Source organism: Glaciimonas immobilis (assembly GCF_011947285.1).
Classification (GTDB): Bacteria; Pseudomonadota; Gammaproteobacteria; order Burkholderiales; family Burkholderiaceae_D; genus Glaciimonas; species Glaciimonas immobilis.
Genome location: NZ_JAAOZT010000009.1, coordinates 269,281 through 283,546, shown reverse-complemented (window position 1 = coordinate 283,546; position 14,266 = coordinate 269,281). Strand labels below are relative to the sequence as shown.

Below are 14,266 nucleotides of genomic sequence, written 5' to 3'. Positions count from 1 at the left end.
TGAACGGCATGGTCCGACCTTCCTGGTCCGGCCTCCGTGGCCGGATTAATGTGCCCGATCAATGTGGCCCATTCAATGGACACCGCCAATGTGACGCGGCCAACATGGCCGAACTAATCAGCTGCCTTGGTCGACAGAGTTAGCAACCACGTTACTAAAACAGTTTTGCGTAAGTCCTAAAAATTAAAAATCGGCGATACCCTCCAGAACGGATGCTTCTCCGCCCGTTGAAATGCGCATTGCACCGGAAGGCTATCTTGGTATTACTCACCGACCTGCGGTGTAACGGCTGTTCACGCCTGAATAATAGTGACGCGAACAGCCATCATTGCGTTCAAAGCCCTCGTCAGAGACCGATCCCGTCGATTTTGACGCGATACTTAAGTACGGCTTTTTCCGTATTTTTTAATGCATTAAGTTTGCCCTCAACGGTATCGCCAGCGACAGCCGGGTCCGACTGAGGGCTGCTAACGCCGCCAGAAATTAAACTTAAGGCAGGCTTGTTTGCTGGCTCGTTGCTGATCGTCGATAGCGACGGTGCCTTGTCTGTTATGCCGAGTTCGGCATAATCCACACCGCTTTTATTTTCCAGCGTCAATCGATACCAAATGCAAGCACCGGGTTTGGCACTGATACCGTTACGTTTGAACATATCGTCAGCGGGCGCAGCGTTGCAAGCAGCATCAAGCGCTTGCTCCTTAATCAGAATGCCGTCGAAGATGCCCATTAACTTATAGGTAAATTTGTCCAGTTCACGGGGTTCAGTGGTGTACTGAAACGTTCCACTTACCGTCAGCAAGCTAGGCGTTTCTGTCGTCGGAACATCTGCAGGTGCTTTGATGGTGAGTTTAATGCGCGCTTTTTCTTTGCTGCCCAGTGTGACCTTCGCGAGCGGCTTACCATCTATGCTTACTAAGCTTGCATCAGCCAACCAGCCATCTGTCATATCGACCTCAAGATCGCTGGTATTGATCGTTAACTGAATATCACTGGTATTTAGAATGTCATGATAGAAACTGATAACACCGGTCGGCGCGATAACCTGCACCGGCGCTTTATCCGCAGATGCTTCAATCTGAGCAACGTATAGGTTCAATGGCAATTCAGCCGTTGCCTGACCAGTGGGCGCGATAACGGAGGCAACTTCGAGCATGACGCCAACTTTGGTCCTGTTACCAATACCACCGTTATTGCCCGATCCACTGACTTGAGCGCACATGTTTTTCACTTCGCCCTGACTGAGGAAGCCAGTATCTAAGAACTTAAAATTACCGGGATTCGGACCGCACGTGCCATCGACAGCCGCAAGGTATAGCGAGACATCCACGCCACCGGCATCTTTAACGCTAACGGTATAACGCTCTTGTGAAGGCGTTGTAGTAGTATTTTTAACGCGTAATTTGAAGTTGGTCACCGCAGCGTCAGTATCAACCACGCGATGCACGATTTTATCTTCTTTGTCGCCAGCTATACCTACAAAGTCGACGGTACGTTCGCCAACGGTTAGCGTGTAAGGCAACGTTTTAACCAGCGTTTCATCGGTATTATCTCGAGGAGTCGCTTTGATGTTAATGTTTGCCGCAGCGGCCAGTAACAGCGCGTTCTGCTGGTCTTCCGCAAAAGGTGCAAGCTGCACCTGCAATTCAATCGATTGCTTTTTACCCGGGGCCAGCGTAATTGCAGGGGTCTTTGACTCTTGATTACCGGTATTCCAGGCCAGTTTTGTGCCTGCTGGCAAACCTGTATCTTCAAAGGTCAAGTCAAAAGTATCTTCGCTTTCACCCTTGTTTTCAATCTCAGCGCGAAGCTTAGCGATCTGACCTGGAACAACGGCGATATTACTCTCGCCGAGCGGTAACAGCGCAAGGTCGCGTTGCACAATACCTGTGATATCGACAGGCAAGACTGGCGTTTTAACCGACGCACTAGTAATTATCGTAGCATTAAGGCCGTCAATCTTACCAACGGTAGCCTGGAAGTTCTTAACACCTAAAGTAGCGGCACTATCAGCATGCAATTTTATTCTTAACTGCGCGATGGTATTGCTTGCCCCCCCAGGGAACTCGAAAGCGAGGAAAAAATGCTTGTCATCGGTAGTAGTCAGTTTAGCCGTATATGAACCCCAAGCCACTGGCGCACCGGTAACCACTGGCGTCCACGCACCGCCGCCGTACCACACGTCGACCTTGTAATCACTAGGATCAAGGGATAACCCTTTCAACGCGTCGGTAGTAAGGTCAACATCCATCCCAATGAACATGGAACTATCGCCCGATGGCTTGATATCTAATACATAAACCAGACTGCCGGAGGCTCCATCACGCGCAAGCTCGACTGCTTTGTTATCAAGTGGACTGGCTTTGAAAGACGCTATATCAGGATGATATTCCTGTGCAAGCTCCGCCCCTGTGCCATCCGGCCCCTCCACCGACAACATGACGCTTGACACCGCGTCACTTTTGTCTTGGACCAGAGTACCATCCAATGAAAGTATTTCACCAGGCTTGATCCCGCCATTTGGCAGCCTAAATGTAACAACCGGTGAGGCGTTGGTCAGAGTAATTTCAGTATCATCGTGGGTGTTCAATCTATACCCTGACGCGTTCTTGAGGTCCGCGATTCTAATGGCCACATCCTTAATGACGACGTTACCCGTATTGCGAATAACGTTATGGAATTTGTTAGTGCCGCCGATGATTGTCTCGCCTTCGAGCGTCAGGCTATAAACGTTCTGAATAGTAGTAATAACCACGTTGGAATCAACAATCTTGGTCAGACCGGTGGGCAGCATATAGGTAGCAGTCGCTTTGGTACCAAGTTCAGTACCGCCCGGCAACTGACGCGATATTGTCTGTGCAAATACCGGCGCCATCGCGCCACCCAGCAAGACCGCAGCAAGTGTCCATGCGACAGCACGCGTCCAGCGGCTGAACTTTCTGGCTTCAATTGAGCCTGTTGTTAAAGACATTTTATTACCCCATTATTTAAAAAAACACGTCGACCACCCAGTCGATCAAAAAAATCGTTACGCTGATCCACTGACATGTGGCATCACGTTATTGTCGTTATGGCACTTCTAGTGCTACTTCCTTCCTACTTCTATTTTTACCTGCAGGCGTTGTGTCAGCTGGACCGAAAGCAACTACGCAAGTTTGCGCGGAACGGCGCATTTATGAGGCCGCACTTAATTACCCATATCTACTTATAATCACCGGCCATCACAAACGATTACTGACCACCGACCGGACGGATATTGGCGATGCAAAGTCAGCCAGCGTTTCCGTTAAAAGTATTAATAATTTTCTTGCAGCGTCTTCACAATCTGCTGCGCGACGTGTGATTTGAAGAGCGCGGCACCTAAAACTCGGATAGTCGCCAGACAACCCCGCTTTCTCCCCGCTATTTATCACCAGTTGACCTCGCTCGTTGCAATGGCTAAACCGATGCTGACAAGACGAAATAAGGCGATAAAATAATGAATATAAATAATCGGCAAATAACCTTTGTTTCAGGTACTCTGACGTCTCCATTTTGGGGCGACCTGAGATGCTGCTCCAACTGACTATGCTCTGGTTCCGTACTATCTTGCAGGCGCTGACGTACTCTTACATTCACTCTTTTTCATACTCCGATTACGGCGCTTATGCGAGCCTGCATGTCACCACCATGCGGTGCAAGTTTCAGAATGGAGAGCCTGATCGTTGACTGTTCGACCTTGCAAGCGCGACCCAACGATCAAAAATTGGAGCACGGTGCATCGCGATTAAATACTGGAGCAAGTAGATATAGTTACTGCAGGCGCCGCTTACAGTGACCCGCACTTTCACACCAAAACCGGAACAAGGCTATTTGGCGGACTCGTACGTACTGCTTTTCGTAACCATGGCAGGCTCGACTGCTTTAATGGCTTTAGCCACATCGGAAGTCTTAGGAGCGTTCACCGTTTTAGCTGCTTTAGTAGCGCCAGAAACACTATCCTGCGCATATCCTCTTGGGACAACAATGCGCGCCTTAACGGTCTTACTTTCGCCTTTTTTGAGTTCGGCGAGATTCCATCGCAGTTCGCGGTATTCTGATTCCGGTACGTCGACCGCTTGGGATTTTCCTGCGACCACAACCTGGCGTTTGATCGGGACAGGAACAAAATCCGACAAGACAGTTGTGGTTCCATTCATGGTCCGGGCCATAACCAGCGCTGGTCGTGCGCTACCTGCCAAATAGTTTGCCCCAATTGGTATCGGCAACGTTGCTTGCACGTCGCTGACGGTCTGCTCACTAAAATTAAGATAGGTCACACGGTATTCGATGACGTCGCCAGGTCGTACCTGGCGCGGGTCATCAATGAATACTTCCTTACCATCCTTGATTTGTAGTGTGTGCGAGCTGAGGGTCGCTTGCACCGGACCCTGAACTACGTTGACTTCCCCCGCTGATACGATCTGCTGCCCATGGGCGGTCATCATAGAGGCGATTAGGCACAGGGGCACGACCGCTATGCGTAACACTGCATTAATAGTTGTCATTGCTATTCCCCGTTTAAAGAAGTCCATTCTCCCGAAAATTGGGGCGATTAAATACGGGAATATTCTATTTTTCGTGCAGACTTTTCTATATTCGCTACAGACTTTTCTGTATCGACTACAGATAATTCTATGTTCGCCACAGACTTCTTAGTTTTGATATTCATTCATCAACTTTAAGTTCACTCCCGGAATGAAAGCGCCTTCTTTTTTTAAGATTTAACAGGGCGTGGTGTCAGTGCTCTTTTCGGTTTATTTTGTATAGACTCGCCACTTTGGATAACGATAATGGATAACGATAAGTCAGGAAGGGATTCAACGGTTCGACTGGCTCCGTCTCCGGTACGTCCAGCCTGGCACCGCCCCGGTGCACCGGAACTGAGATTGATGATGCGGCCGCCCTCCGGCGCAGCGGGGAAGCGCGGCCGAGATCGCTTTTGGCTGAATAAATCCCGACGGCATCGGATCCAGCATGAAGAAGACTGTGTAGAAGACCGCCTGCGAGACGGTGGCCAGCCGCGAGGTGGCGCCGAGTTACGCTGTCGCATCAGCCTCAAAGTGGCGCGGCAGGTCAGTCAGAAAGCCAGCTCAATGCTCTTCAAGTGAAGGCTGCCCGTCCTTAGCCGAGTTCTATGCGCCAGCGTCGCCGACGTCAACGAAAGCTTTGAAGCGGCAGCCCTGGCACAGCAGGCGGCAGAAGCAAGGACATCAATACGCACCGATGTCCTTCCCCAACCGCTGGGATCATTTTCCCTCAGGATTATCCAACTCCGGTATGCCGCTGTTGCGGTCGGCATAGGCGGCTTGGAAGCCAGGGCGCAGCTGCCAGCGTCTCCAGTATGCATCCAGATGCTCGAAACGCTCGTCCAGCGGGGTGGCGTTGACCGGAAACTTGGAAAAGGCGATCGCGGTTGCCAGCGTCATGTCCGAGAAGGTGGGCGCATCCCCGCCGAGGATCCATTCGCGTCCGTCCGACAAATGCTGGTTGACCAGGGCTGCATGCGCCAGCGCCTCCTTGCGACAATGTTCGCCCCAAGCCTCATTCTTGGTGAGTTCAAGCTTGAATCCGAGTCCGGTATGCAGGACGTGGAACGCCGTGACGATCCGGTAGAGGATATGCACCCAGATGCGGTGATCCCACATGTTGTCGAGACCCTGCTCCAACGCGTTCTCGCCCATGATCTTGCGGCCGGGATAGGCCTGGTCGAGATACCTGGCGATCGCGGCGGTCTCGGAAATAAAGTTGCCGTCGGCCAGCTGCAGGGTAGGAGTCTCGCCCCACGGATTCATCTTCAGGTGGGGCCATTGGCGCTGCTCACCGCCCGGTGTCATATCGTAGATGTGTTCCTGGAACTGATCGGCAATACCCTTTTCGTGCATGAACAGGCGCAGGCGCTGGGGGTTAGGAAAGGCCGACGGCGAGGTGAAGAGATGAAGTTTGATTGCCATGATTGTGGTTCCTTATGGTTGGAGCGGATAGTGTGGTGAGTCTCAGCGAAGGACCCCTGTTAGCTTGCAATCGGTCTTTTGCACAAGCATTAACGGTAGTATATTAGTTTGTTTGTCGCGGATAAATAGAGGGGTAGAGTCAATTCATTTATTGCATGGTGGAATGAACGATGGCGGTAGTTGATTCGCTTCAACTCGCAAGCATCAAGCAATTTTGCAAGGCGGCAGAATTGGGCAATTTCACCAGGATAGCCGAGTTCTTCGGCATGACACCCGCAGCCGTCAGCATAGATTGCTGGCCCTCATGCCCAAATTCATCAAGGCATACCGCAGATCGACATTGAGCTAAGCATTTCGGACAAGATCATCGATTTTATTGAGGAGGAACTCGATCTTGCAATACGCGTAGGCATTCTGCGCGATACGCGGCTAGTTGCACACAAGCTCAAGGACGCGTTTTTGGACGTCTTCGGTACGCCGGAATACCTGATGAAAAAGGCGACGCCACTTTCTCTCAATGACAATGAAGTTCACGATTGCATTCAGTACGTGTCACCGAATACCGGCCGTCCGATGCTATGGAAGTGAATTTCGCGGCAAGCGCTCATGGGATTTCGAACAAGGCTGCAGCGCTCATCCCACCGCCAACGCACATGGCGACAATCACGTAACGCGCTCCGCGGCGCTTGCCTTCAATGAAGGCATGACCTGTTAGCCGCGCCGGTCATGCCATAAGGATGGCCGACCGAGATGCTGCCACCGTTGACGTTATAAATTTCGGGGTCAATACCCAGCTTGTCACGGCAATACAATGCCTGGCAGGCAAAGGCTTCGTTTAGCTCCCACAAACCGATATCCTGCACCTTCAAACCATGCTGCTTTAACAGTTTTGGAATCGCATAAATTGGTCCTAGACCCATTTCTTCCGGCGCATTTCCTGCCACTGCCATGCCACGATATATGCCCATCGGCGTCAGGCCGCGCTGGGCAGCAAGCGCACTACTCATCAGTACACATGCACTGGCGCCGTCCGACAGCTGACTTGCATTGCCGGCGGTGACTACGCCACCCTCCAAAACCGGTGCCAATCCGGCGAGCGATTCCAGCGTGGTGGCAGGTCGGTTGCCTTCGTCCTGATTTAAGACAACGTCACTGTACGATACCGCACCGCTCCGTTTGTCCGTTATCTGCATAGTGACCCCGATTGGTACTATTTCGTCATCGAACAACCCTTCTGTCTGCGCCCTCGCAGTGCGTTGCTGAGATAGGAGTGCATAAGCGTCTTGCGAATCCCTGGATATTCCATATTTCTTTGAAATGAATTCAGCAGTTTCTAGCATTGCCACGTAACCATTCGGATAGTTCCTGATAAGATTCGCGTCTTTTTCCGCACTCACCCACTCAAAATACCGGTTCTGCACTGCGGATATATTCTCCGGTCCACCTGCCACTACCACTTCCATCCGGTCAACCAATATTTGCTTGGCCGCCGTCGCAATGGCCATCAATCCTGATGCACACTGACGGTCAATGGTCTGGCCACTTACCGTGTAAGGAAAGCCAGCCGCCAGCACTGCATTGCGAGCGATATTGGAACCGGCGGTACCGGCCGCAAGGACGGTCCCAATGACGGTATCGTCAATCCGGTCCGGCTCAATGCCGGATTTCACTACGGCATGACGCATCGCATGTGCCATTAACGTTGGTGATTTTGTATTATTGAATGTTCCTCGAAAAGCTTTACCGATCGGCGTACGAGCGGTAGAAACAATTACGGCTTCTATCATGGTGTTGTTCCAATGTATTGAATAGCGGCTTAACTTGATTTACAAATCGGAAAAATCTTTGTTGGCGTCCGCGAGTCGCCGCAGCAGCGGACTCACAGTCCAGTAGCCATGAGAATTGCCTCGGCTACTTGCGTACGCGTCCAATGCATCGACAATTTTCCGCGCCCCGAGTTGTTTGACCAGATACATCGGTCCGCCGAGATAGGCGGGAAAACCTTAGCCCTGTACCCATACGACATCGATGTCGCCCGCGCGATAGGCGATGCCGTCTTCGAGAATGCGCGCGCCCTCGTTTATCAAGGGATACAGGCATCGTTCGATAATTTCTTCATCGCTAATCTGGGCCCGACGTTGTATCCCATGTTGCTCGGCAATTTGAATACAGATGGTTTCCACCTCGATATCCGCGCGGGCTGTGCGGCCCTCGTAACGATAGTAGCCAGCCAACTTCTTTTGACCAAAGCGTTGGCGCTCGTATAGCTCGCGCACGAGCGCGCGATAAGCGGAATCGTCCGGCAACGCATTTATTTTTTTCTGTTCCAGGACGACTTTGGCAGCCACGTCCGCGCCCGCCATGTCAATCATTCGGCACAGGCCCATTGCCATTCCGGTCGACTCGATCGCGGCGTCAATCTGTGCCGGCGTGGCGCCTTCCATCAAAAGAAATTCCGCCTCTCGAAGATAGCCTTCCAACATGCGATTGCCGATAAATCCGTAACACACGCCCGATACGACTGCAGACTTTCCAATTTTTTTGGCAAATGCCATCGCGGTCGCAAGCACCTGCATTGATGTATCGCGGCCACGTACCACCTCTAGCAATTTCATGACATGCGCGGGGCTGAAAAACTGCATGCCTATCATATTGGCAGGACGCCCGGACGCAATAGCCAGCACATCGATATCCAGCGTTGACGTATTACTGGCGATGATTGCACCCCGCTTACACACTTCGCCGAGACGTTTGCTAATTGCTTTTTTAACCTCAAGGTCTTCGAACGCAGCCTCGCTGACCAGATCGCAATCCGCCAGTGCCAGGTAATCAGTAGAACCCAATATCAATGCCATGCGCTGTTCAAACTGCGTTGGGCTCAACTTTCCTTTTGATACCATCGACTCGTAATTCTTCCGGACCAGACTCAAACCGCGTTGCACGACTTCCGGTGTCATGTCGAGTAAAGTTACCGGAATGCCGGCGTTGGCAATGCTCATTGCGATTCCGCCGCCCACTGTGCCAGCGCCGACAATGCCGATCTTTCGGATTGATCGCAATGCCAGATTAGCGGGAACATCCGGAATGCGTGTCGCCGCCCGTTCAGCAAAAAAAATATGGCGCTAGGCCTGGGATTCTGAAGAATCCTTACATCGAAGAAATGCGGCGCGTTCAATTCTCAGGCCTTCGTCAAACGGTAAGACAAGTGATTCCTGGATACAGCGAACAATTTCTTGCACCGCCGTCCTGTTCCTGACCGCTGGCGTCAGTTTGCCACGAAAGTCCTCGAAGTAAGGGGGCGATGCCAGCGATACATCAAGCGTCAGATCTACCGCACGCTTGCGCGGCGCTTGCTGCCTGAGCAAATCCATTGCGAACGCGATCGACTCCTCCTTCAGATGATTTTCTGCGATCACATCAACAAGACCCAACGTAAATGCATTATCCGCATCGATTGGATTGCCACTCACTATCATATTGAGTGCATTCTCGATCCCTACGATTCTCGTCAGGCGCTGTGTACCACCGCCTCCGGGCAAAACACCGAGTTCCAAGCCACCACCGAGCACGGTGCCATGCAGTGCAGCAACGACCAGACCGCGGAATGACTCAAACGCAACGTGCACCTCGTTCGGGTCTGGAAGCGGAAGCTCGGCCTGATCAAACTCCTTGATGTCGGCGCCTGCCATGAACGTACGCCCTGCACAGATAACCACCAGGGCCTGAATGCTTGGGTCGTCTTCGGCAGCGCGCACGCAGTGCAGCAGCCCTTGCCTCACAGTACTTGATGACGCATTGACCGGAGGGTTATTGATTTCGATTACGCCAATCACACCGTGTTTGGTTAATGCTACTTGTGAATCCATGCCGCTTTGCTCCGTGTCGATACAGAAATGTAGAACCAGGCATCGGCCATGTCATTGCAAGTACTGTCGCAGTTCGTCACGACCTGCAGCCATGCACTAACTTTTGGCAATACATAATGGAAAAAATAACGTGTCGCCTGAAGTTTTCCTTGATGAAAATCACGTCGCTGCACATCGTTCGCAAGACCGAACTCAGCGGTGAGGCTGATATCCAGCCAGAGCCAGGCGATCACCACATGCCCAAAGGCCTGCAAATACGGCGTTGCGTTGAGAAGACCGTTGTTGGAGCCGTCCTCCACCAATGCCGCCCGCGTTGCCGTTTCGATTTCCTTGAGCGCAACCGCAAGGACACTGGCGTAAGCGCGCAAATTCGGCGAACTAGTAGCTTGGTCGATAGTGCGCTGAACACGCGCTAACACGTTGTCAATGCCTGACCGCCATTAATGCGTTAGGAGCAATGCAATGCAACCCCACTATCGTTCCAGCAATCCGGGCGCCATTTGGCGCTGAAATTCCCAGCGTTTTCAATTTTACTGACAACGCCCAGGATTTTTTATACCGTAGGTAAAGTGTAATTGATGAACTGTTCGCGCAACCTGTTTTTCAGGATTTTCCCGGTCGCGCCCATTGGCAACGCGTCAACAAATGCTACATCGTCAGGTGTCCACCATTTGGCAATTTTTCCTTCATAAAAAGCGAGCAATGCATCCCGATCCAGATCGGCACCGGGCTTTTTGACCACTACCAACAGCGGACGCTCGTCCCACTTTGGATGTTTGACTGCGATGCAGGCCGCCATGAAAACCGCCGGATGCGCCATCGCAATATTTTCGAGATCGATCGATCCGATCCATTCGCCACCCGACTTGATGACATCTTTGTTGCGGTCGGTAATGTGCAGATAGCCATCAGCGTCGATATGGGCGATGTCGCCGGTCGGAAACCAGCCATTACCCTCAATATCTATCTGGAGATCAGCATCGCCTTCATTTCTGAAGTAGCTGTTCACCACCCAGGGTCCGCGCACCAGCAGTTCCCCTGAGGTTTTTCCGTCCCACGGCAAAGCGTGCCCGTCCTCGCCGACAATTTTCATATCGATACCAAACACCGCACGCCCCTGTTTGGCCTGCACTGCGTAGCGTTCTTCTGGCGAAGCGGCTAACTGTTTGGGTTTAAGTGCACAGACGGTGCCGAGCGGACTTAGTTCGGTCATGCCCCAAGCGTGCAACACATGGACGCCGAAGTCGTCCTGAAACTTGCGCAACATGGCAGGTGGACAGGCAGCACCGCCAATCACGGTGCGATGCATCGTCGAAAACTTAAAGCCGTTGGTTTCTACGTAACTCAGCAAACCTTGCCAAATAGTGGGAACCCCTGCCGCCATCGTCACCTGCTCCGTTTCGAGTAGTTCGTAGAGGGATTTACCGTCCATTCCCGCTCCCGGCAACACGAGTTTGGCACCGACCATACAGGCGATATACGGCAGTCCCCACGCGTTAACATGGAACATCGGGACCACCGGCAAGATGACGTCCCGCGCGGAACAGTTCAACGCGTCAGGCAAGGCCGCCGAATAGGTGTGCAACAGCGTTGAACGGTGGCTGTAGAGCACGCCTTTCGGGTTGCCGGTCGTGCCCGAGGTATAGCACAACGCCGATGCGGTATCTTCGTCAAAGCTCGGCCACGCATAATCATCCGACGCGGCATCGATCAACTCTTCGTAACACAACAGATTAGCAATCCCGGTGTCCTGCGGCATGTGCGCGCGGTCGGTCATGGCAATGAACGCCTTCACCGTTGTGCAGTGGGCAGCAATCAATTTAACCGTAGGGAGGAACGTCAGGTCAAAGAAGAGATATTGATCTTCGGCATGATTACCGATATAGGCCACCTGATCGGGATGCAAGCGCGGATTGATGGTGTGCATAACCGCGCCCATACCGGATATCGCATAGTAAAGCTCCAGATGCCGATAGCCGTTCCAGGCCAGCGTCCCTACCCGGTCGCTGTGCTTCACGCCTAATCCGGTAAGTACGTTAGCCAGTTGGCGCGCACGACGGTGGCAGTCGCGATACGTGTACCGGTGAATATCTCCCTCGACCCGCCGCGACACAATTTCGGTATCGCCATGATGGCGATCCGCATGCACAATCAAGGAGGAAACCAGCAACTCTCCAGACATCATCAAACCATTCATGGCATTCCCATTCTTCAAATCTCCTACATTCGGATATCTATACGATATGATTTTTTCGCCATTTTCAATAGCGGGGAAACACATGACAATGCTAGCACGAGTGGCATCAAGCCAGAATCAGAATGCGTGCCGAATGCCCGTTGTCAGGGCCATTTACCTTTTTACCTACCGCGCCCGGCGCGATGGAGGTATCGTTGGACTTCAGCGTAGCCGATGCCGTCGCACCATTGTTTGGTTCGCCGTAGCTTGCATACAGCGTTGTTCTTTTAGATAAAGGATAGAGATAACTTAAACTGGACTAGGTACCTTTTTTCTCGGCACCTATCACTGCATCCTGCCGCATTCTATACACTTCCGTCAATAGCCTACCTGCACCCAGCGTCAGGGTACCGCCTAACGACACACCGCTGGCGTCACTCCAGGGCGTAGGCGGCGAGAAATGAGTTCGTGAAACGCTTGTACGGGCGGGGTGCCGCTAAAAGACAAATTTACCCACACGATCAAATAAGTAAATTTCTCCAGATGCGTAAGGGCCTTCCCATGAAAGTAGGGTGAAAATTTTGGACAAACTTGCTTTCGTTTACGAGTGCGGCCTGCGTTTTGGCGGATACGTGTAGCGCTGTACTGTCGTAGTGCTGCATCAACGCAACATAATGCAACGGTGTTTGAGGGATGTCACACTGGAAACTGCCATGGTGGTCGGCGATCAATAAGAATGGGCGAGGTGACTAGAGCCACCTGGTACAGCCTATTCAAGTACCACGTCGTCGCATTAAGTCGTCGCATTAAGTCATCAAATCATTTCGTCAGATCATCTCGCGGATCACTTCACAGGATCGAGGCTGATGCCACGCGTCTCCGGCATCATGATGTAAGTAAACAGGCTGATTAGCGCCCAAAAGATTACACAAGCGAGGAACCAGGCTACATGGTGCTGTGACGCGAAATACGTCATCAGATAAGGCGTGGTGCCGCCGATCAACGCAACGACCACGTTATAGATTGTGCCGATACTGGTAACCCGAACCTCGGCGCTAAAGACCTCGGCCATGACCGTCGGGGCGACTGCCGAATACAGTCCATAACTTAAAAGGCCGAAGCATTCCACCAGAAAAATCGACGTGAAATTTGCGCCGATCGACATAATGACAGGGTACAGAAACAACACATGCAACAGCGCGAACGCAATGAGCGGTGGGCGACGACCAACGCGGTCGGACAGCATCCCGAAGAACGGCTGTCAGATAAGGAACACCGCAATACCGGCAGTCGCGGCGCCGAATGCGACACTCGGAACGGCGCCCGCATGGCGGATTGCGTAGACAGGTACGTAGCTTACGAATAGGTAGAAAGTGGGTGCACCAAGCACTGCGATACCAAGCAGACGCAAAATCTCCCGACGATGATTTCGGCAGATCCAAAACAGCGAACGACGCTTGATCCCGCGCTCGCTGGGTGCGGCGTTGTTCGACCGCACCACGCGAGGTGTGGTGCTTACAGTAGCCGGTCAAGCCGCGCTCGAACATGCGCGCGATGCGGTGTTTCATGCGGATCAGGTTCGCGCAAGCATTGCGCTTGCCAACACGAATGCCACCGGCACGTTGCGTGTACATTTTGTTGCGTCGTCAATGCTGGCGTTTGTCCTGCGTACGATTGAGCGCTTTCGCCCGGCGTACCCGCGAGCGGAGCTGGATTTATATGAGGCGGATACACAAGCCATACTTAAGGCCATTGAGGTCGGGGACACCGATATCGGCGTAGTGCGCTTTCCAACGTCCAAGCTGCCATCTATCACTAAGGAGCCGGTGCTAAGCGATCGCTATATCGCGGCGCTGCCGGTCACCCACCGGCTCGCCGGTCGCAAGACACTGAAGCTGACAGAGTTACGCGACGAGCCCTTCATCCTTCCGTCGCAGCGCATGACACCGACCTCGCATCTGTGCGTGCTCGCGGCTTGCTATCAGACCGGGTTCATCCCACGCATCGTTCAACAGGGATCGCAGGCGCAAACCATCATCGCGCTGGTCGAGAGCGGGCTTGGCGTCGCTCTCGTACCCAAACTCTGGGGAGCGTATGGCGGGACGTTCAGTAGCCCTGCGCCCGCTTTCCGACCAGCGGGATGGCACTACCGGACTGGGCATCGCGTATCGTACTAATGCGGTGACGCCGCTGGCCCGGCATTTTCTGGAATTTGCGAAGGCAATCGTGGGTTGAGTGGGTTGAGCGGCCTCAGT

11 protein-coding genes and 2 pseudogenes are annotated in these 14,266 nt (G+C 52.7%); 4 read left to right on the top strand and 9 right to left on the bottom strand.

Features of this window, described 5'->3' with window-relative positions:
- Positions 1-346: 346 nt before the first annotated feature.
- Positions 347-2,968 (bottom strand): hypothetical protein, encoded by a 2,622-nt coding sequence (locus HAV38_RS15605; RefSeq protein ID WP_168056294.1) that lies wholly within the window; start codon positions 2,966-2,968, stop codon positions 347-349.
- Positions 2,969-3,845: 877 nt separating this feature from the next.
- A complete protein-coding gene (locus tag HAV38_RS15600; RefSeq protein WP_168056293.1) occupies positions 3,846-4,523 on the bottom strand; it encodes a DUF11 domain-containing protein in 678 nt (225 codons plus the stop codon).
- A 285-nt stretch (positions 4,524-4,808) separates the two neighbouring features.
- Here HAV38_RS15600 and HAV38_RS15595 point away from each other — a divergent pair, with 285 nt between their 5' ends.
- Positions 4,809-5,126, top strand: coding sequence for a hypothetical protein (locus tag HAV38_RS15595; RefSeq protein ID WP_168056292.1), 318 nt, complete (start codon positions 4,809-4,811; stop codon positions 5,124-5,126).
- Between the two features lie 138 nt (positions 5,127-5,264).
- Here the strand turns inward: HAV38_RS15595 and HAV38_RS15590 are convergent, their stop codons facing one another.
- On the bottom strand, positions 5,265-5,969 hold the full coding sequence (locus HAV38_RS15590) for a glutathione S-transferase family protein (protein WP_168056291.1): 705 nt from the start codon (positions 5,967-5,969) through the stop codon (positions 5,265-5,267).
- A 291-nt stretch (positions 5,970-6,260) separates the two neighbouring features.
- On the opposite strand from HAV38_RS15590, the gene HAV38_RS22315 reads away from it, so the two are divergent.
- A complete protein-coding gene (locus HAV38_RS22315) occupies positions 6,261-6,557 on the top strand; it encodes a LysR substrate-binding domain-containing protein (protein WP_184013405.1) in 297 nt (98 codons plus the stop codon).
- Positions 6,558-6,573: 16 nt separating this feature from the next.
- On the opposite strand, the pseudogene HAV38_RS15580 reads toward HAV38_RS22315, so the two are convergent.
- The 5 genes and pseudogenes from HAV38_RS15580 to HAV38_RS15560 all read right to left on the bottom strand — a co-directional run bounded on the left by HAV38_RS15580 (position 6,574) and on the right by HAV38_RS15560 (position 12,032).
- Positions 6,574-7,756 (bottom strand): annotated as a pseudogene (locus HAV38_RS15580) (acetyl-CoA C-acyltransferase).
- A 216-nt stretch (positions 7,757-7,972) separates the two neighbouring features.
- Entirely contained in the window at positions 7,973-9,028 is a 1,056-nt protein-coding gene (locus HAV38_RS15575) for a 3-hydroxyacyl-CoA dehydrogenase (protein ID WP_168056290.1), read from the bottom strand.
- A gap of 63 nt (positions 9,029-9,091) precedes the next feature.
- Positions 9,092-9,835 (bottom strand): enoyl-CoA hydratase/isomerase family protein, encoded by a 744-nt coding sequence (locus HAV38_RS15570; RefSeq protein WP_168056289.1) that lies wholly within the window; start codon positions 9,833-9,835, stop codon positions 9,092-9,094.
- The gene (locus HAV38_RS15565; protein WP_168056288.1) at positions 9,820-10,254 is read right to left on the bottom strand and encodes an acyl-CoA dehydrogenase C-terminal domain-containing protein; all 435 of its coding nucleotides are present in this window, start codon (positions 10,252-10,254) and stop codon (positions 9,820-9,822) included. The genes HAV38_RS15570 and HAV38_RS15565 overlap by 16 nt, the downstream gene beginning before the upstream one ends.
- Positions 10,255-10,388: 134 nt before the next feature.
- Entirely contained in the window at positions 10,389-12,032 is a 1,644-nt protein-coding gene (locus HAV38_RS15560) for a 3-(methylthio)propionyl-CoA ligase (protein ID WP_168056287.1), read from the bottom strand.
- Between the two features lie 122 nt (positions 12,033-12,154).
- On the opposite strand from HAV38_RS15560, the gene HAV38_RS22130 reads away from it, so the two are divergent.
- Complete coding sequence (locus HAV38_RS22130; RefSeq protein WP_260326396.1) at positions 12,155-12,277, top strand: hypothetical protein; 123 nt, start codon at positions 12,155-12,157, stop codon at positions 12,275-12,277.
- 578 nt (positions 12,278-12,855) lie between these two features.
- On the opposite strand, the pseudogene HAV38_RS21955 reads toward HAV38_RS22130, so the two are convergent.
- Positions 12,856-13,260: pseudogene (locus HAV38_RS21955) on the bottom strand (MFS transporter); the annotation flags it as partial.
- A 208-nt stretch (positions 13,261-13,468) separates the two neighbouring features.
- Between HAV38_RS21955 and HAV38_RS15550 the strand changes: the two are divergent.
- Entirely contained in the window at positions 13,469-14,188 is a 720-nt protein-coding gene (locus HAV38_RS15550) for a LysR family substrate-binding domain-containing protein (RefSeq protein ID WP_245182390.1), read from the top strand.
- Positions 14,189-14,266: the final 78 nt, after the last annotated feature.